The organism is Stutzerimonas stutzeri KOS6 (assembly GCF_000307775.2).
GTDB classification, from domain to species: Bacteria; Pseudomonadota; Gammaproteobacteria; order Pseudomonadales; family Pseudomonadaceae; genus Stutzerimonas; species Stutzerimonas stutzeri_B.
In genome coordinates, this window is record NZ_KK020676.1 from 424,224 (window position 1) to 442,955 (window position 18,732).

General features: G+C 64.7%; 16 protein-coding genes and 1 CRISPR repeat array. Of the genes, 5 read left to right on the forward strand and 11 right to left on the reverse strand.

Translation table 11 applies throughout. The features are described 5' to 3' along the window. Positions 1-43 precede the first annotated feature (43 nt). A CRISPR array of direct repeats spans positions 44-745; the repeat unit is 29 nt; unit sequence CGGTTCATCCCCGCGGGCGCGGGGAACAC. 64 nt (positions 746-809) lie between these two features. The 11 genes from cas2e to B597_RS0223185 form a co-directional block, all read right to left on the reverse strand. Continuing rightward, a complete protein-coding gene (gene cas2e / locus B597_RS30455) occupies positions 810-1,109 on the reverse strand; it encodes a type I-E CRISPR-associated endoribonuclease Cas2e (protein WP_003297103.1) in 300 nt (99 codons plus the stop codon). After that, positions 1,110-2,036 (reverse strand): type I-E CRISPR-associated endonuclease Cas1e, encoded by a 927-nt coding sequence (gene cas1e, locus B597_RS30460; protein WP_003297104.1) that lies wholly within the window; start codon positions 2,034-2,036, stop codon positions 1,110-1,112. A 1-nt stretch (position 2,037) separates the two neighbouring features. After that, positions 2,038-2,862: a KilA-N domain-containing protein gene (locus B597_RS30465; RefSeq protein WP_003297105.1), complete on the reverse strand. Its 825-nt coding sequence runs from the start codon at positions 2,860-2,862 to the stop codon at positions 2,038-2,040. A 40-nt stretch (positions 2,863-2,902) separates the two neighbouring features. Continuing rightward, the gene (gene cas6e, locus B597_RS30470; protein ID WP_003297106.1) at positions 2,903-3,514 is read right to left on the reverse strand and encodes a type I-E CRISPR-associated protein Cas6/Cse3/CasE; all 612 of its coding nucleotides are present in this window, start codon (positions 3,512-3,514) and stop codon (positions 2,903-2,905) included. Continuing rightward, on the reverse strand, positions 3,505-4,167 hold the full coding sequence (gene cas5e / locus B597_RS0223180) for a type I-E CRISPR-associated protein Cas5/CasD (protein WP_003297107.1): 663 nt from the start codon (positions 4,165-4,167) through the stop codon (positions 3,505-3,507). Before cas5e ends, cas6e begins: the two co-directional genes overlap by 10 nt. Further along, on the reverse strand, positions 4,164-5,297 hold the full coding sequence (cas7e, locus tag B597_RS30475; RefSeq protein WP_003297108.1) for a type I-E CRISPR-associated protein Cas7/Cse4/CasC: 1,134 nt from the start codon (positions 5,295-5,297) through the stop codon (positions 4,164-4,166). The genes cas5e and cas7e overlap by 4 nt, the downstream gene beginning before the upstream one ends. 14 nt (positions 5,298-5,311) lie before the next feature. Continuing rightward, the gene (casB, locus tag B597_RS30480; RefSeq protein WP_003297110.1) at positions 5,312-5,836 is read right to left on the reverse strand and encodes a type I-E CRISPR-associated protein Cse2/CasB; all 525 of its coding nucleotides are present in this window, start codon (positions 5,834-5,836) and stop codon (positions 5,312-5,314) included. Next, complete coding sequence (gene casA, locus B597_RS30485; RefSeq protein WP_003297111.1) at positions 5,833-7,392, reverse strand: type I-E CRISPR-associated protein Cse1/CasA; 1,560 nt, start codon at positions 7,390-7,392, stop codon at positions 5,833-5,835. Before casA ends, casB begins: the two co-directional genes overlap by 4 nt. Beyond that, on the reverse strand, positions 7,389-10,073 hold the full coding sequence (locus B597_RS30490) for a CRISPR-associated helicase/endonuclease Cas3 (protein WP_024161804.1): 2,685 nt from the start codon (positions 10,071-10,073) through the stop codon (positions 7,389-7,391). The genes casA and B597_RS30490 overlap by 4 nt, the downstream gene beginning before the upstream one ends. A gap of 573 nt (positions 10,074-10,646) precedes the next feature. Further along, a complete protein-coding gene (locus B597_RS30495) occupies positions 10,647-12,290 on the reverse strand; it encodes an acyl-CoA dehydrogenase family protein (RefSeq protein ID WP_024161805.1) in 1,644 nt (547 codons plus the stop codon). Positions 12,291-12,437: 147 nt separating this feature from the next. Further along, positions 12,438-14,399 carry a sensor histidine kinase gene (locus tag B597_RS0223185; protein ID WP_003297115.1) on the reverse strand — a complete coding sequence of 654 codons (1,962 nt, stop codon included), beginning with the start codon at positions 14,397-14,399 and terminating at the stop codon, positions 12,438-12,440. 221 nt (positions 14,400-14,620) lie between these two features. On the opposite strand from B597_RS0223185, the gene B597_RS30500 reads away from it, so the two are divergent. The 5 genes from B597_RS30500 to B597_RS30520 all read left to right on the forward strand — a co-directional run bounded on the left by B597_RS30500 (position 14,621) and on the right by B597_RS30520 (position 18,696). Then, positions 14,621-15,415, forward strand: coding sequence for a hydroxymethylpyrimidine/phosphomethylpyrimidine kinase (locus B597_RS30500; protein WP_003297116.1), 795 nt, complete (start codon positions 14,621-14,623; stop codon positions 15,413-15,415). A gap of 14 nt (positions 15,416-15,429) precedes the next feature. Then, entirely contained in the window at positions 15,430-16,071 is a 642-nt protein-coding gene (thiE, locus tag B597_RS30505) for a thiamine phosphate synthase (protein WP_003297117.1), read from the forward strand. A gap of 55 nt (positions 16,072-16,126) precedes the next feature. Further along, a complete protein-coding gene (gene hemL, locus B597_RS30510; protein WP_003297118.1) occupies positions 16,127-17,410 on the forward strand; it encodes a glutamate-1-semialdehyde 2,1-aminomutase in 1,284 nt (427 codons plus the stop codon). A gap of 8 nt (positions 17,411-17,418) precedes the next feature. After that, entirely contained in the window at positions 17,419-18,042 is a 624-nt protein-coding gene (locus B597_RS30515) for a hypothetical protein (protein ID WP_003297120.1), read from the forward strand. Between the two features lie 117 nt (positions 18,043-18,159). Then, the gene (locus B597_RS30520; protein ID WP_003297121.1) at positions 18,160-18,696 is read left to right on the forward strand and encodes a tetratricopeptide repeat protein; all 537 of its coding nucleotides are present in this window, start codon (positions 18,160-18,162) and stop codon (positions 18,694-18,696) included. Positions 18,697-18,732 lie beyond the last annotated feature (36 nt).

Below are 18,732 nucleotides of genomic sequence, written 5' to 3' on the forward strand. Positions count from 1 at the left end.
GCGGGGAACACGTGGGACAACCTGTCGCCAGCCGAGCGCGCGGCGGTTCATCCCCGCGGGCGCGGGGAACACGCTACTCCGTTCAGTTCGCTCTGTGTCATGGTCGGTTCATCCCCGCGGGCGCGGGGAACACCCAAGACGGCGCTGAAGTCGTCGCCCTGCAAGCGGTTCATCCCCGCGGGCGCGGGGAACACCAGTCGTTTCTAAATCTCTGCTATGTCTTCGACGGTTCATCCCCGCGGGCGCGGGGAACACCTGATAGCCGGTGTCGGTGCCGGCCATCTCGCCGGTTCATCCCCGCGGGCGCGGGGAACACCGCTGTGGTGTCCGGGTCAAACGCAACCGGGGCGGTTCATCCCCGCGGGCGCGGGGAACACGACAGCGCCTACGAAGTCGCCGTGCAGAACGGCGGTTCATCCCCGCGGGCGCGGGGAACACGTGCCAAAAATGCGCGCTATGACCATTGACGGGCGGTTCATCCCCGCGGGCGCGGGGAACACGGCATATCCTGACGTTTGATCCGGTCACGCAACGGTTCATCCCCGCGGGCGCGGGGAACACCTGGCTCGCCCGATCTTTTCCTCGGTCACCAGCGGTTCATCCCCGCGGGCGCGGGGAACACGCCTCAAACGCACCGGTGACGATCTCGCGCGCCGGTTCATCCCCGCGGGCGCGGGGAACACGCCACTTGAAATCGATCTGTGACGGATCGTGCGCGGTTCATCCCCGCGGGCGCGGGGAACACACCAAACGTAACCGATTGTCTTACAAGAAGAAAATCGACTACAAAATATCTACCATTCTTTTTGTTAAAGATCGGAGCCTTGCGGTGGCTGGAATGCGACCAATCTCAGGCCGTCGTAGTCGATGGGTTCGCGGCGGTTGGAACCGAGGGTTTGGAAGTCGTAACCGGACTCGCTCTTGCTGGCCCAGGCCATAACCACGTTGCCGTCCTCGCAGCCGGCTTCGAGGTGCTGCCAGATCATTTCGCGGGTGCGCTTCGACACGTCGCCGATATAGACACCCGCTCGTACCTCCAGCAGCCAGATGGCCAGGCGGCCGCGCAGGCGCGGGGGGATGTTCTCGGTCACCACGACAAGGAAGGTCATTTACTTCGCCCGGTGACCGGCGTCGCCGTGGCTGTCCGGGTTGGGGATAGCCGGTGGGACGGACTCCGGCGGAGCCTCGGGCGGGCTGATGCCACCAGAGGCCAGGACGTCTTCGATCAGTGGGATGATCCGCGCCAGCAGCTTGTCAGAGCGAAACAGGTCACGGCAGGCGAGCCGCACTTCCCGCTCGGGCTCGGCCGGCGACTTGGCAGCGATGCGGAAGGCCAGCGGGACTACCGTCTCGAACTTGAACAGATCGGCGATATCGTAGACGAACGACAGTGGCTTGCCGGTGTGGATGAAGCCCACGGCCGGCGCGTAGCCGGCGGCCAACACGGCGGCCTCGGTGATACCGTAGAGGCAAGCGGTGGCCGCCGACAGACATCGGTTGGGAATGTCGGCCGCATCCCACTGGTTGCGGTCGTAGTTCCGAGCTTGCCAGTTCACTTTGTACTGCTGTGCCAGCAGCTTGTAAGTGCCCCTCACGCGCGCGCCCTCGATACCACGCAACTGTTCGACGCTTCGCCTGGCCGGCGCAGGCTCGCCAAAGCGCACCTCGTACATCTTGCGCACCACCTTGAGCCGCAGGTCATCATCCAGTGCCAGCTTCGCCTGGTACAACAGGCGGTCGGCTCGCGCGCCGCCGGGCTGGCCACTGGAATAAAGGCGCACGCCGGATTCACCCACCCAGACCAGCAAGGTACCGACGATCGCAGCCAAATTCACCGCCGCGTGGGAGATGCGCGTTCCTGGTTCCAGCATGATGCAGGCGACCGAGCCGACCGGAATGTGCTTGCGCACGCCGTTCTTATCAATCACTACGAAAGCGCCATCGAGCACGTCGATCTGCCCGTAGCGGACGAAGATCATCGAGACGCAGTCCTTCATGGGCAGCGGCTTGAGCGGTGGCAACAGGGTCGAAGCCATGTCACTTGCCCTCGCCTGTCGGCAGCCGTGAAAGTCCCTGCTCGACGAGCACTCGCATCTGCCGGATAGCCAGTTCATTCAGCTTTTGCAGCCGTTCGGCCTGGCCCAGGCCCTGTTCGATGAAATGCGCGTTCATCGCCTCCAGATTGGCCAGGCAGACCAACTGGTGGACGTTGGCGTGGTCGCGGATATTGCCCTTGAGCGCCGGATTGGCATCCCGCCACTCGCGCGCGGTAACGCCGAACAGCGTCACGTTAAGCAGGTCGGCCTCGCTGGCATAGACCTGGCTGGTCTGCTGTGGGGTCAGGGTGTCCGGAATCAGGTTTTCGCGAATGGCATCGGTATGGATCAGGTAATTGACCTTGGCCAGGTTGCGCCGAATATCCCAGCCCAGTTGCTGGAACTCCTGTTCCTTGAGCCGCTGGAATTCCTTGATGAGGTAAAGCTTGAACTCTACCGAAACCCAGCTGGCGAACTCGAAGGCGATGTCCTTCTGAGCGAAGGTCCCGCCATAGCGCCCGGCCCGGGAAACCAGCCCGATGGCGCCGGTCCGCTCGATCCATAGCTTGGGCGTCAGAGTGAAGCTGTTCAAGCCAGCCTGTTTTCTAAACCCGTCGAATTCGACGGGTTTAAACGCAGGGTTGTTGAGCTGCTCCCAGATGCCGAGGAACTCGATGGTGTTGCGGTTGCGCAGCCAGTTACGTATCAGGTCATCGGTCCTCTCGCTGTTCTTGAAGCGGGCGATGTCCGTGATATTGATGTACTCGATGCCGTCCCTGGTGGTGGTGCCAACCTGCTGATCGAGCACTTGGAGTTTGGCTTTCATAAAGGCTCCTTGCCGGTCGGTGAATACCGACTCTACTGGATCAACCCCGCCCGAGGCTGAGCAGGCCGCAGCCAAACGCCTTGCCCGGCCCGATGCCAGTCCTCACTGCGCGCGCCAACACATCCGTATCGTCCACTATGAGCCGCCCCTCGAAGCAAGCCCGGAGCAGGCTGATTCGGCTGTTACCCTTGCGACTGTGCAGCAGTTCGCTGCCAGCGACCAACGCAGCCTCAACAGAAAACCCCAGGCGTGCACCCTGCCTTTCCAACCAGGCAAGCTGCGCATCCTCAGCCATCAGCCCCAGCCGTTTCCCATTGCGAGTAACCGTGGGGTTGGCAAACAGCCGGAAGCGAAAGCGCTCGCCGACACGAAGGCTGGATTCAGGTTGCCACTCAAGCATCTCGACGGCCCCCTTTAGGTAATTCGGCAGAGCTTCGAGACTCGACCACTGCGCCGCCTCTTCGGATTGCACCAGCACGACAGGTTCACTCCAAGCCGAAGTCGGCTCGCCGCGCCAGAGAAAGCGTGGCGGCGTTTGTTCGCCATCCTGAACGAAGGCGCGCACCAGAGTGCGGTGCATTTCGTAAGGATCGGCAAGGTCACGGCGCGCCTGGGCGCTACGTGGGTCAAGCCGCAGACGGGTCAAATACATGCGCCACTCCTTTGAAAAAACAACTCCGTCTTGACGTAACGCGGCCCAAAGCGGCGCTCGATAAAAGAGGCGACAGGCTGATCCAGACGAACGCTGCCTTCACTCGCATGTTCCAGCAGGACGCGCCTGGGTGCTTGCGGCAGCGTGCCGCTCAGCAGGCATGGCCATTCGGCCAGCGCCGCTTCCAGAGGCTGATTTAGCACCGCATCGGGCAGGTACACCGGAAGCGACGGAACGAAACTTTTGCGGCCCAGCGCCAGTGGCCAGACGGGGTGCGCCAGCGCCGCATGGAGCTGTTCGAGCAGGTAGCGCTCGCCTTCCAGACCCACCAGAAATACGGCATCCGAGAGGAAGAAACGCGGGCTGACTACCGTACGCCCAAGATCTGCCTTGCCGCTCGAAGCGATCGCCACGCCGGTCGCGGTCTGGTAGTCACGCATTGGCACACCTTCGCGCTCGACACGTACGCCCATGCGCAACCTCGCCAGGTCGTCCACCGGCTCGGCGCGGTCGCGACCCAACGCCGCACAGACCAGGCCGAGGACGCCGGATTTGGAGGGCTCGAGTTGGGTATCGCGCTCATCGAAGCGGCTGGTCGTGCCCCAGGACTGCATCGGCCCCTGTAGGCGCAGAAGCAAGGTAGCCATATTCATGCCGACAGCTCGGCAGCGGCCAGCTCCCGCACGCGCTGAGCTAGCGCGACCAGATTGGACGCGGTCTCGCCCTTGTCGGCCGGCCAGCAGCCGGTGAGATCGAGCGCGAGCCAGCGGTCTTCCGGTGCCGCGTAGACCGCAGCGAGCTTGGCCTCATAACCGGCCATACGCTCGACGGATTGCTCGGTCAAAGCTCGGTCGCGGCGTGGAGTCACCGGCTTTTCGAACGCATTGGCCAGGCTCAGCGGCGTTGCGTGGCGCACGCAGACTCCGATGAATTCCGGCGCGTTATGCGCAGCGAAGCTGTTCTGCTTGCCACTCGGGATGGCCAGCACCAGTGCACGGGTGAATGCCTCGACCGCCGAAAGCGCAAGCTCACGGTCCTGCTGTAGGTTACCGAGCAGTTTGTGCACATCGAGCACGGCATAGCGATACAGCGTGGCCGAATTGAATTCCACCTGGCCGATCATGCCGGCACCGGTCTCATCTTCATCACCCTTGTCGTCCACGGCAGTGAAGTAGTCGAACTCACGCTCCACACGATGGGTACTGATGGCATGGGCAACCTGACAGGCGGCGTCCTGGTTGACTGCAGGCAAATCGGCCAGCATGCGGCCGAACAGCGCGACGTCAACGGCTTTGCCACCGTCGAGCAAAGCCTTGGCCTTCCTCACGATTTCCGCAGGCAGGCCCGCCTTTGCATCCTTTTTGCTCTTCTTGTCGCTGCCGGCCGGCAGCTCATCCCAGTGCTGCTCGATCAGGCGTGCGAAGGCCGTTATTTCACCCTCACCCAAGAACAACAGATATTCAGTCTTGCCATTGTCTTTGAGCTTAAGCCCCGCAGCCGCCAGCGCCACTTCAATCTTGGCTTCAGCCTGCTCAGAGTCACGCTCGGTCAGACGTTCGAGTAATAGGGCCTTTAGCTTCTTGGTGCGGACGCCACGATTCGCCTCGGGCAAGAGATCGTGCTGACTAGCAGCTAGGCGCACCGCACGCTTGAAGCATTGGCTGCTGACGCGTGCCCGGCGCTGCCCACCGAAAATCGCATCCTTGGGCGCGCCAGTATCGTCACGGTTGAGATTGGACGGGGCAAAGTTTTGGATCAGATGGAACTCGAGAAACAGGCTCATGGATCGGTCTTCCTTTACTCATTATCGGATGTGTCTGAGGTTGCCGCCCCGGCGGCGCGGTAGTAGTCGCGGGCCCAGCGCTGCCGCAGGCGACTTGGATCGGTGGCAGGGTTCATCCACTGGGAGAGATCTTTGAGCAGCTGCGCGTAGTCGCAGCCGATGCCATCAGCCACCAACAGGCTGATGGCCTGGCGCAGGTACTCGACAATATTTTCCGCGTCCGCCCCCAACAGGGCAATGAAGCGGCCCTCAATACTGGTGCTGCCGCGGCGAAGCTGTAGCTCACCCAATGCCGAGGCCAGACTCTGCGACGCCTGCTGCGGATGACGAGCAAAAAGCCCGGCGACCGCATACAGCGCCAGACGCCTTGCATCACGCTCGTGCGCGGCGTTGCCGGCGAAGCGCTCAACGTAGGGAAACGCCTTGGGGTAGGTGCCTGGCTCGAAGGCCAGGCTGTGACGCAACGCGGCAAGCGCGCCGCGATCGCGCTCCTTGAGTGCCAGCAGATAGGCGATGAATTGTTCGGTATGGTCGCTCACGAGGCGGCCTCCTTGTCTGACGTGAGGTGATCAATACGGGAGAGTTGGCAGTTCAGAAGCCCGCAGAAGCGCGGCCAATAGCGCGCATCGGCTCGTATGGCCTGGATCGAGCTGCCAAGCCCTGTGAGCACTTCGCTCCAGGCTTGCTCGGCAGCGCGACGCAGGGCGCCCCTCCAGAGCACGTCGGCGTCCTCCGTCTGGCCGGTGGCAATCAGCTGTAGCAATGGGTCCACGCTGCGCTGCGCTTGGGCGAAGTAGGTCGATGCCAGCGAGCCGGCGTCGACCATGCTACGGGCGCGCGCCCGGGTGTCCTTGCTCTTTGAATCAGGCAGCGTCGCGGCAACCAGGCCGACCGACAGTCGCTTGATTTCGGTGAAGAGCGTTTCAGCAATGGCGACCTGTTCCCGAAGGTGCAGCGCTTTGCGGGCATCCAGCAGAAGGTTTGCGGGCAGCCGAATTTGCTCCATGCGCCAACGCAAGAGCTTGGCCTGGTCGCTGGCAAGCCCGGCGACCAGCAAGGGCTGATGGACGCTTTCGAAGGGGTTTAGCTGTTGATGCAGGCCGACGGCGTATTGCACAACCGCGGCTGCCTGAGTACTGGCACCAGCGCTCGGCAGCAACGCCGGCAGGTCCCGCCATAGCGCCCGGCCGTCCACGAACGTCAGCCGAACCAACCCGTTGCTACCGGCACGAAAGCTCGCCATGGGGTCTGGTGCATTGGCATCTTCACCCAGGGCCAGGCCTGCCGCGAAGCGGATCCAGCAAACATGGCCCTGCGCTTCTTCGCACAACAGGACAGCCCGGCTCAGCCGGGTGTAGCGGTCATTCGGGCCGCTGGCCAGAACCGGATCGCCGCGCAGCGCCGCAATCGTGGGCGCATCATGCTCCCAGCCCGGCAAATCGGGGGCAGCACCTTCACGGGGAGCTGGATGCAATGCAAGGCACAATGTCTCGGCCAACGTATTGCCGACCGGCATGACAGCAGCGGTGTTTACCAATGCACCGGCCTTGTCCGCATCGCGCAACACCTTCACCAGCCCGCCGGGCGTGAACTGCAAATAGCCGAGCAAGGTAGCGAGCGCATCCGCCGGGCGGATCGGCTCGGGCGCGCCATCCCAGGCATGGTCGAACACGACCGGGGTATTGCCATTGGCACTGGCCAAGGAAATCTGCGTCCAGGGCTTGCGCTTGTCGCGGGTTTCGTCAGCCGAGGCCAATGCCGCAACCTGCATAAAGGGGTATTCGGGATGGAACAGCCAGAAGCGCTCGCGCCATGCCTCCAGATATGCGCGGATATCGGCCAGAGGCAGGCCCTCGCGGTACCAGCGCACCCGGTCCTTGTCGCGCCATTGGCCTAATGCTTTGGTCAGTGCGCGGTGGGTGATCGCCAGCAACAGCCGATACTGCGCCACTAGGCTCGGCGGCGCCGTCTCAGCCAGCGCGACGATTTCCCCGCTGCGCTCGAACACCTCCAACAAGCCCAGCTCGACCACGCTGCCGTCAGCCAGGCGTACCGGCATCCAGGGTTCGTCCAGCAAGCAGAACGCCTTGCTCATGCCATCTCCTCGTTCGGTCCTTCGACGGGCAGGTAAACCAGCCCGAGTTCATCATCCAGCTGCAGGCAAAGCCCCTCGTGCGAGTAACGGCCTAGCCGCAGCGGCAACGGATAACAATTGCGAAGCAGCGGATGCTGGAACGCAACGGGCAACTCGTCGCACTTGAAGCGCTTGACCAAGGCCGTGCGCGACACCTTCAACTGCCGGTCGTACAGGTGTCGCGCCAGCGCGTCGGACAGCAGCCGATCCGGTGCGAACGACGCCTCACTCGGACGCATGCACCAGCCGGCATCGGCCAACTCGACCGGAATCAGGGTGATCGACTCTCGGCCCAGACGGGTCTTGTTTTCCAGCCCGGTGCCCTCGCCCTCCTCGTTGCCGCGCGGCTTGTTGTCATAGGCGCGCTGCGGCTCGTCCCGCGGGTCGATGGCGATGTTAAGCGCCTCACGACGCTCCTTCTGAATACGCGCCAGGTATTCGCCGTAGGACTCGATCTCGATCTGCTCACGCGCCGCAGCCTCGAGGTCGGCCGGCAGCGCGTCATCGTCGTATACGGCCTGTACCAGGCGATCAATGTCGGCAGGCAGTTGGAGCTCGCGTTCGTCACGCAGCAATGCCCAGGTCCGCAGCAGGATGTACGGGTCGTAGACGTAGCCCCAGGCGGTCTCCTTCAGATCCGGCAGCTTGTCGCGCTGCAACCCGGCCACCCAGAGGCGGGGCATACGGTGACCTGAAGGCCGCTGGCGATCGTGCCGATGCAGCCGCCCGGCCCGCTGCAACAGCAAGTCGACCGGGGCCAGGTCGCTGAGCATGAAGTCAAAATCGATGTCCAGTGACTGCTCGGCAACCTGCGTAGCGATCAATAGCGCCCGCGAGGGCCGCTCACCCTGATCGCCGAACGCCGTCAGCACCTGGCGTTCACGCTCGGCTCGGGCATCGGCGGGATAGCGTGCGTGGAAAAGGAACAGCTCACAGCTTTCGCCCAGGCGTTCTCGCACGCAGCGGTAGAGCCGCTGCGCGCGGTCCACTGTGTTGACGATCAGCGCGCCACAACCGCCCGCATCCAATAAGCCGATTGCCTGATCGGCCAACGCGTCGATCGATTCGGCCACCCCGGCCAGATGGATAGGTGCCAAGGAGCGAGCGCCGAAGTGCTCGCCGCGCACCCCGTCATCATCCGCCATCAACACACGCGGGTAGGCCAATTCAGGCACACCATCGGTAACGCCCCAGGCGCGCAACAGCTCCTCTCGTCGGGCTAGGGGCAGGGTCGCGCTCATCAGCACCACCGAGCAGCCCAGCGCCTTGAGCCAGCGTATCAGGGCAACAATCAGGCCATTGGTGTAGGTGTCGTAGGCATGCACTTCGTCCAGCACCACGACCCGGTTGGCCAGGCCCCACAGGCGAACGAAGTGGTGCTTGACGTTGAGCACGCCGAACAAAGCCTGATCGACCGTGCCCACCCCATAGGGCGACAGCAGGGGCCGTTTGCGCTGGGAGAACCAGGCCGAAGCCGACAAGCTTTCCTGAGGATCATCAGCGATACCACGCAGGTGCTGGACATCCGCGTTCATCGCAGCGCCGCCGTGGACCAGTTGCACGTCCAGCGGGCCTTCGGTGAACTGCTCGAGAAAAGTCAGAGCCCGCTTGAACAGCGCGTTGCCGGTTGCCTGGGTTGGTAGCGCCATATACAAGCCCCTATGTCCATTGGCCGCCTGCAAACGCAAGTGCGCGAGAAAGGCGAGCTCGGTCTTGCCCTCTCCCATGGGGGCTTCAACCAAAACCAGGGCGGGGCCTTGTACGCCTTGCAGCAGGCGGTCACCGGACCGCTGCAAGGCGCGTGCGCTCAATCCCGGTCGGGCGACGACCCTGCCCAATAGCTCATCCACACCTGCTGACCGGTCGAGCAGCGGCCTGAAGGCGCGCCAGCCAATTTGCGCCAAGGCGAGGCGCGCCAAGCGGAATGCGTTCTGGTAGTAGGCGTCTAGCTCATCGAAGCCGCGCTGGCCCAGCGCGAACCACTCGGGATTCGAGGCGACCCAGTCGGCGGCGCTGGTCAAGCCGGCCAGCCAGTTCACCGCAGGCAATGAAAGCTCGTCAGCTCTGGGGCGTTGATCAGGCGCAACGGTATGCCAGAAACAATCGAGAATCTCTTGTCGCGCCTTGCCCCATTCGGGGGGCTCGCTCGCGGGGCCGCCCTGGTTCGTTTCGTCGGCGAGAAAATGGTAGCCATGGTGAGCACTGACGGCCTGCACGGCGTGGCATAGCCAACCAGCGTCCGCTACATCCAGACCGTATAGGTCACGAGCAAGCAGTGCCGCCGTGGCCAGATCATGTCGATCCTTGCGGCACGCAGTTGGCGAAAAACCTAGGCCACACGCCAGATCAGCTTGCATGCCTTCGGGCCATTTAACCTGGAAACCCGGAATCGCTTTGCCGAAATCATGCAAACCCGCCAATGCCGCAATCCAGCGTGACAGGACCGCATGCGGCAAGCCGAATTGTTGCGCAGCCCAACTCAAAGTGGCAGGAGGCTCCAACGCAAACAGCGCCTCGACGACAGCCGCGACATCGAGCAGATGGGCTAACAAACCGTGACCGGTCGGTTCGCCGCTCTTAGCCCAAAGCGTTCTAGCTGGCCCCGACAGCCCTGAGAACTTGAACGAGCACGCCTTGTGCATATCCCGCCTCAATATCAAATAGCTATCTACAGCTAACCACGCATCATGCCGCGCTTAAAAGGCCTGTATGGGCGGACAGGTAAAGTTTTTGCTATGACAGGGGCACGCAGGTGCTTTTGGCTAGCAAGGCCAGGGCGTCGATATTCCATATGCGCGCACTGACTGTCCGTTCCGACGGCAAGCCAACCGCGCATCGGATGAGCGCCCCGATATGTAGCAAATCTGGCCATATCTATCGCTGCCGGAGACGCCGCTCAATGGTTCTACCGAGCGAGCCAGTCTGATTATCCCGGCATACGAGGGCTTCCGCGTTCGGAGCACACTCGGTTAACCCGCGTTATGAACAGGCCAACCTGGCGACGATTGAGGTCCAGCTCATCCCCCTGGGTACCGTAGTCGATACCGATAACCGGGCGCGGTTCATCCCCGCGCCTGCGGGGAACACGAACTCGCCAGCTGAAATCAACGGACGGGACTCGGTTCATCCCCGCGCCTGCGGGGAACACCAATCGTAACCTACTGATTCGACGGTGCCATTTCAGCTCTTAAAAAACTACCGAAGCGGCGATACGGTCAGTTGGCGGCTGAGCGCGTCAGAATTTCCTGCACCTGCAACCCCCGCGGCAGCGTCCCGTAGGCACATCCATGTCCTTCCAGCCGGCTGGCGATGAAGGCGTCCGCGACGGCGGCGTTGCCCGCTTCAAGCAGCAGCCTGGCCTGCAGGCCAACGGCGACGTCTTCGGTGAGTTGGCGGGCGCGGTACTGGATGTCGTCGGTGTCGCGGAAGGCGTCTTTCAGGCGCTGGATGTGCGCCTTGAGTCGCACATCGCCATGGCCGTCGCCGAGTTCGGCGAACAGCACTTCGAGCACGCCGGGCTCCTTCGACAGGGCGCGCAGCACGTCCAGGCACTGCACGTTGCCGGAGCCTTCCCAGATGGAGTTGACCGGCGCTTCGCGGTACAGCCGTGGCAGGATGGTGTCCTCGACATAGCCGGCACCGCCCAGGCACTCGCTGGCTTCGGCGATCATGCTCGGCGCGCGCTTGCAGATCCAGTACTTGCCGACCGCGGTGACCAGCCGGGCGAACTTGTCTTCGTGCTCGTCGTGGCGGTTGTCCTGGGCGCGCCCCATGCGCAGGGTCAGCGCCAGCGCCGCTTCACTCTCCAGGGCGAGATCGGCGAGTACGTTGCGCATCAGCGGCTGTTCGATCAGGGCCCGGCCACCGACCATGCGGTACGCGCAATGATGCATGGCCTGGGTCAGCGCCTGACGCATCAGCGAGCTGGAACCGATCATGCAGTCGAAGCGGGTCGATGAGACCATCTCGATGATGGTCGGCACGCCACGGCCTTCCTCGCCGACCATCCAGGCCAGCGCACCGCGGTACTCGACTTCGCTGGAGGCGTTGGCCCAGTTGCCCAGCTTGTTCTTCAGGCGCTGGATGTAGAACGCGTTGCGCGTGCCGTCCGGCCGGTGGCGTGGCAGCAGGAAGCAGGACAGTCCCTTGTCGGTCTGCGCCAGGGTGAGGAAGGCGTCGCACATGGGCGCCGAGCAGAACCACTTGTGGCCGACCAGTTCGTAGGCCTGCCCCGGCCCGCCCGCGCCGACCGGGAAGGCGCGGGTGCTGTTGGCGCGCACGTCGGTGCCGCCCTGCTTCTCGGTCATGGCCATGCCGATGGTGACGCCGGCCTTCTGCTCCATAGGCAGGTTGCGCGGGTCGTATTCACGGGCGAGGATCTTCGGCAGCCAGCGCTCGGCGAGATCCGGCTGCAGGCGCAGCGCCGGCACGCTGGCGTAGGTCATGGTCAGCGGACAGCTGCTGCCGGCCTCGGCCTGGTTGTGCAGGTACATCAAGGCGGCACGTGCCACCTGGGCGCCGGGCTGCGGCTCGCTCCAGGGCAGCGAGGGAATGCCGTGCTCGACGGCCGTGCGCATCAGTTCGTGGTAGGCCGGGTGAAACTCCACCAGGTCGATGCGATGGCCGTAGCGGTCGTGGCTCCTGAACAGCGGTTTGTTCTCGTTGGCGAGAAAGCCGGCCTGCATCAGCGCTCCACCGGCGAGCGCGCCGTAGGCATCCAGGCGATCCTGCGCCCAGCCGGCGTGGTAGCGCTGCACCCATTGCTGCAGCGGCAGGTCGATGCGGTAGAGGTTGGTGCCATCGAGGGGTGGCACCTGGTTGGTGACCTCGTGGGTTTCGGCGCAGCTCTGCAGGTTCATCCGGGCATCCTCCTTCGATAGCGGTGCGGCGGCTGTCAGCAAGCGTAGTCGGCAAGTGCCGCTCGCAGACGGCCGCGCGCTGGATCAGCAGTGAAACACGCTCCGGCGCGGGGATTGAAGCGGGGTATCGGCCAAAAGGGCCGCGCCTCAGGCAATCGCCCGGGGCGGCTCGATGAGCGCCAGGCGGACGCGCACGCAGAAGCGACTGCCCAAGCCCGGACGCGATTGCTGGTCGAGCCGCCCGCCCAGCATCTCCAGCAGGCCCTGGCTGATTGCCAGCCCGATGCCGAGGCCGCCATAGCGTCGGGTCATGGAGCCGTCCACCTGACGGAACTGATGGTAGAGGTAGGCCTGATCGGCATCACTGAGGCCGATTCCGCTGTCGATGACTTCGACCTGCAGCAGCAGGTGCTGCTGCTCCTGCGCCCCGCTGAAGCGCAGCGTCACGGCCCCGCGGGAGGTGAACTTGATGGCGTTGTCGAGCAGATGGGTCAGGCTCTGCTCGAGCTTCTCGCCATCGCCGAATACCCGTTCGGGGAGGCTGTTGTCGAGCTCCACGTCGAAAGCCAGCCCCTTGTCATGGGCCTGCGGAGCAAACTGCCGCTGCAGGCGCACGACCAACTGGCGCAAGCTGAACGCGCCGATATTCGGCCGCAACTTGCCGGCGCGCAGCTCGCTGAGCGCCAGGATATTGTTGATCAGGCGCATCATGTCGCGCGCCGAGCCGGTGGCGATGTGCTGATACTGCCGCAGTTCGTCCGGCGATTCCGAGGCAGGCAGCAGCTCGAGCGCGCCCATTACACCCATCATTGGCGTGCGCAGTTCATGACTGATGTTGGAGAGGAATTCGTCCTTGAGCCGGTTGCTCTCGGCCAGCTCGCGGTTGAGCTGCTCCAGTTCGGCACGCGCAGTCTCCAGGATCAGCGCGCGCTCGTCCTTGAGTGCGTTGATGCGGTCGGCCAGCGCCATGGACAGCAGGACCACTTCCAGCGCGGCGCCCAACTGGCTGGCGTACATCGTCAGGAAGTTGTGCGGCAGGTAACCCAGCACCATCAGCGTGTTGATCTGCCCGCCGACCAGCAGCGCACTCCAGGCGATGATGAAGTAGCGCGCCACGCGCATGCCACGCAACCATGCCAGGATGCCGGCGGCAAACACGGCCAGGGTGAAGAGCAGCGCGAGGACCGTGGCCAGGCGCAGCGCCACGCCATAGTCCGTGGCCAGCGCGAGCGCCATCACCACGACCGAAAAGCCGATCATCACCTGCAGCAGCCGGTCGATCCGACGGCTGTGCTCTGCAGTACGCAGGAAGCTGCGGGTGAAAAGACAGCCGAACAGCCCGGTGGCACCAATCAGCAGCGGTGTCGCGGCATTGGCCCACCACGAGCGATCGGGCCAGAGAAACTGCACGCCGGCACCGTTCACCGAAACCTGATAGAGGCCGAACGCGGCGATGTAGAGGATGTAGAACAGGTAGCTGGGATCGCGGATGCTGATATAGATGAACAGGTTGTAGACCAGCATCGCCAGCAGCACGCCGTAGATCATGCCCAGCACATAGACCCGTCCCGGCTGCGCTTCGAGATAGCCGTGATGCGACCAGAGGCTCAGTGGCACCTGGATCGAGCCTTCGCTCTGCACGCGCAAGTACAGGCGCTGCGGCTGGTTGGCCGGCAACTCGACTTCGAACAGGTAATTGCTCTGGCCGATCTCGCGGCTGGCCCAGGGCCGGATGTCACCGGTGTCGCCGGCCAGGCGATAGCCGCCCCGGCCATCGGGCAGGTAGAGCTGCAGGCTGTCCAGCGGCGGATAGGCAACCTCCAGCAACCAGCGTTTCGATCCATGCGCGGCCTGTGGCCGGTAGTTCAGATCGATCCGCACCCAGTATGCGGAACGGGAATAGCCGGCATTGAACACGGCATGCCGATTAGGCTGGAAGCGCTTGTCCAAGGCAGGCGAGACGACGTCCTCTATCCGCGCCTCGCCGAGCGGATCCTCGAACACCCGCATGACCTGCCCGAGCGGCAGATGACGAGTATGCTCGTCGAACTCCACAGCAACGGCCATGGCCGGCAACCAAGCCAGGATGAAGAGGAAGAGGTAGCGCATGATGCCCCGTGCAGGCCAGGCGGCGAATGCGAGCCCACCCCCCGTGAACCCCGCCGCTCAGTCCGAAAATCAAAGTGCCAGCAATCTACCACAGCGTCGGCGCCAGTCGCAGGAGGCGAATGCGAAACGACAGCCCGGCCGAAGTCGGAGGGCGCTACGCTGGTGATCGACATACAACTGCCACGTCCCGCCGCCATCGTTTGGTGATAAGCTCGCACGCCATGAAAAAGCCTACCTCACGACCTGTCGTCCTCTGTCTTTCCGGCCATGACCCCAGCGGCGGTGCCGGCCTGCAGGCGGACATCGAAGCCCTGCTCGCGCAGGCCTGCCACGCCGCGCCGGCCGTTACCGCGCTGACCGTGCAAGACACCGTCAATGTCACCGATTTCCGCGTGCTCGACCGCGAATGGGTGCTCGCCCAGGCCAACGCAGTGATCGCCGACATGCCGATCGCGGCCGTCAAGCTCGGCATGCTCGGCTCGGTGGAAATGGTCGAGACCGTTCTCGAGATCATGACCAGGCTGCCCGGCGTACCGCTGGTCTGCGACCCGGTGCTGCGTGCCGGCGGCGGCGGCGCACTGGGCAAGGACGACGTCGGCTATGCGATGCGCGAGCGGCTGTTCCCGGTGTCCACCATCGCCACGCCCAACCTGCCGGAAGCACGCATCCTCGCCGAACTGCCCGACGGCAGTGCCGACCAGTGCGCCGAACGCCTGCTGCCGCATATCCGCCACCTGCTGATCACCGGCGGGCACGGCGACGAAAGCGAAGTGCACAACCGTCTGTATTGTCGCGATGGCAGTCGCCACGATTTCACCTGCGCACGCCTGCCGGGCAGCTATCACGGCTCCGGGTGCACGCTGGCCAGCACCCTGGCCGGTCGCCTGGCACTGGGTGAGGAACTGACCAGCGCGGTCAGGTCGGCACTCGATTACACCTGGCGCACCCTGCGCGATGCCGAGGCGCCCGGTCACGGGCAATTCGTCCCGCGGCGCCTGCCCCTGGACCTCGTCTGAGAGGAGAGCAGCGCATGAAGGATTCGACTCGCCTGCGCGGCCTTTACGCCATCACCGACAGCAAGCTGCTGGCGGACGGGCGCCTGTTGCCTTACGTCGAAGCCGCCTTGAAAGGTGGCGCGCGGCTGCTGCAGTACCGCGACAAGTCCAGCGACGAGGCCCGTCGGCTACGTGAAGCGGATGCGCTGCAGGAACTCTGCGCCCGCTACGGGGCGCAACTGATCGTCAACGACGACGCCGAACTGGCTGCACGCCTCGGCGTCGGCCTGCACCTGGGCCAGGAGGATGGCTCGCTGGCCGTCGCACGGGCCCTGCTCGGCCGCCAGGCGCTGATCGGCGCGACCTGCCACGCGCAACTGGGCCTGGCCGAGCAGGCTGCACGCGAAGGCGCCAGTTATGTCGCCTTCGGTCGCTTCTTCCAATCGCACACCAAACCCGGTGCGCCATCGGCTGACCGCGAGCTGCTGCGTGAAGCCCGCGCACGCATCGGCCTGCCCATCGTCGCCATCGGCGGCATCACGCTGGACACGGCCCCTTCGCTGATCGCCGACGGCGTGCAGATGATCGCCGTGGTCCATGCCCTGTTCGGCGCCGACAACGCCGCCGAGGTCGAACGCCGTGCGCGAGCGTTCAGCCAGCTGTTCAACACCCCCTGATTCCGCCATGGCTGACCCGCCGCACGGCGGTCAGCCCCTGCTCCGCGAGGCCCGCATGTCCCGTTCCGAAACCCTTTTCGCCAGCGCCCAGACCCACATCCCGGGCGGCGTCAATTCCCCCGTTCGTGCCTTTCGCAGCGTCGGCGGTACCCCGCTGTTCCTCAAGCACGCCGCCGGCGCCTATGTGATCGACGAGGATGACAAGCGCTACGTCGACTACGTCGGCTCCTGGGGCCCGATGATTCTCGGCCACAGCCATCCTGAGGTGCTCGATGCCGTGCGCCGCCAGCTCGAACACGGGCTGTCCTACGGCGCGCCGACCGCCATGGAAACCGAGATGGCCGAACTGGTCTGCCGCCTGGTGCCGTCGATGGAGATGGTGCGCATGGTCAGCTCCGGTACCGAAGCGACCATGAGCGCCATCCGCCTGGCCCGTGGCTACACCGGCCGCGATGCCATCATCAAGTTCGAAGGCTGCTACCACGGCCACTCCGACAGCCTGCTGGTGAAGGCCGGCTCCGGCGCCCTGACCCAGGGCGTACCGAGCTCGGCCGGGGTGCCGGCGGACTTCGCCAAGCACACCCTGACCCTGGCCTACAACGACCTCGCCGAAGTCGAAGCCACGCTGAAGGAAAAGGGCGAGCAGGTTGCCTGCATCATCGTCGAGCCGGTGGCCGGCAACATGAACTGCGTGCCGCCGGCGCCCGGCTTCCTCGAAGGCCTGCGCAGCCTGTGCGACGCCCACGGCGTGGTGCTGATCTTCGACGAGGTGATGACCGGTTTCCGCGTCGCCCTCGGCGGCGCCCAGGCTTACTACGGCGTGACGCCGGACCTGTCCACCTTCGGCAAGATCATCGGTGGCGGCATGCCGGTCGGCTGCTTCGGTGGCAAGCGCGCCATCATGGAGCGAATCGCGCCACTCGGCCCGGTCTACCAGGCCGGCACCCTGTCGGGCAATCCGCTGGCCATGGCTGCCGGCCTGACCACGCTGGGCCTGATCAGCCGCCCCGGCTTCCACGACGAGCTGAGCGCCTACACCAGTCGCATGCTGCAAGGTCTGCAGGACCGCGCCGATGCCGCCGGCATCCCCTTCGTCACCACCCAGGTCGGCGGCATGTTCGGTCTGTACTTCAGCGGCGCCGATGACATCGTCACCTTCGCCGATGTCATGGCCAGCGATGCCGATCGCTTCAAGCGCTTCTTCCACCTGATGCTCGAAGGCGGCGTCTACCTCGCTCCGAGCGCATTCGAGGCGGGCTTCACCTCCATCGCCCACGGCGATGCCGAGCTGGCGATCACCCTGGACGCGGCCGAACGCGCCTTCGCCAGGCTGAAGTGAGCCCGACGATGGAGTTGCTGCAGCTCATCCTGCTGACGCTGACTGCCGGCGCCAGCGCGCTGCTGCTCGGCCGCAGCCGACGGCACTACGGCGAAGCGGATCAGCCGGCACTGTTCGGCGCGCTGCTCGGCTTCATCCTGACCGCGGCCAGTGGTGCATGCGGCGCCGCTGGCCTGATCGGCATCGACCTCGAGCAGGCCCGTCAGTGGCTTGAGCGCGCCAGCCTGCTGCTCGGCCTGCCGCTGATCGCCCTGGCGGCGCTGACCCTGGCGCGGCGCTGGGCCTGGAGCCGTCCGAACTGGGGCCGGGTGATCCTCGGGCTGTGCGTGTTCTTCGAACTGGCGCGCCAACTCGGCTGGAGCGAGCCCTACGCGCTCGGCCTGACGCTGGCCAGCGCGCTGCTGCTGGTCTACGCTGGCGCGCTGCAATGGCCGGCGAGCCTGCCCTGCGCCGCTGGCGTGGCGGCTGGCGTCCTGCTGCTGGGCACGGCGCCGCTGCCGCAAAGTCTGCCGCTGAGCAACCCGTTCGGCGAGCTGCGCCCGCTGTTGCTGGCCATCGCCAGCCCATTGCTGGCGGTCCTGCTGGTGCGATTACCGGGCAGCGTGCGCGAGGAACATCAGGCGCTCGCATAAAAAGCCGATGGCAGGTGGTTAAAGGCTTTGTAAGCAGACTGCAGCTTATCCATAATGTGACGGCTGGCTCGTTCCAGCCTTTTCATTACCGCCCTGCTCCTCGAGGCGCCAGATTTCATGATCCGCACCGGCCGCATCCTGTCTTTGGGCTGTCTGCTGCTTCTCTCGCCTCTCACGGCCATGGCCGGCGGGAACACCCTGCTGATCCCGGCGACTGCCCGCTGCGCGCTGGATACGCTTCCCGAGGAGCTGCCCGACGCCCTGCGCGACTGCCAGCAGGCCGCCAGTGAAGGCGACGTGCAGGCCGCCTACGAACTGGGCGAATTCCATTACGACGGCAAGCGCGCACCGCGTGACCTGGCCAAGGCACTGTACTGGTTCGAGCAGGCATCGCTGCATGGCCATGCAGCGGCGCAGCACCGGCTGGGCGTGATGTTCTTCCGGGGCGAAGGCGTCAAGGCCAACAACGTGCAGGCCTACATCGTGCTGAAGATGGCAGCCGTCAACGGCGAGGACGAAGCGCTGGACACCGCTGATCGCGTGTCCGGCCAGATGCGCCGCGACGAGCTGGAAATCGCGACACAGGTGCTCGGCCAGATCTTCCGAGACTACCTGATGCAACTGCAGGCCGGCGACGCACCGCTGGTCCCCTGAACACCGGCAGAACCCTGCATCATCCGTCCGCGCTTT